Origin of the sequence: Mesorhizobium sp. M7A.F.Ca.MR.148.00.0.0, from assembly GCF_003997735.1 — a bacterium.
GTDB lineage: Bacteria > Pseudomonadota > Alphaproteobacteria > Rhizobiales > Rhizobiaceae > Mesorhizobium.
This window is the reverse complement of sequence record NZ_RZTB01000795.1, coordinates 1-208: the sequence shown is the minus strand read 5'-3', so window position 1 is coordinate 208 and position 208 is coordinate 1. Positions and strand designations below refer to the sequence as shown.

The following is a 208-nucleotide window of genomic DNA, read 5'->3' as shown; positions in this document are numbered from 1 at the left end:
CATCACGCACCGCATCATCGGCGATGATCGGCATGAACTCGAAGCCGTCGCCGATGGCGGCCATTGCGGCCTTGACCATGGTGATCCTGTCCTGGTTCCACAAATTCTCCTTGACGATGACCTGTTCGGCCATGCCGAGATCGCGAGCGACCGCGATCATGCCCGGTAGGTCGCCGACCTCGAGCTTGTTGTCCAGGTTGATGAGGAT

1 pseudogene is annotated in these 208 nt (G+C 59.6%); it reads right to left on the bottom strand.

What is annotated here, in order from left to right:
- Window positions 1–208, bottom strand: a pseudogene (locus tag EOB49_RS36295) (glycerophosphodiester phosphodiesterase); the annotation flags it as partial.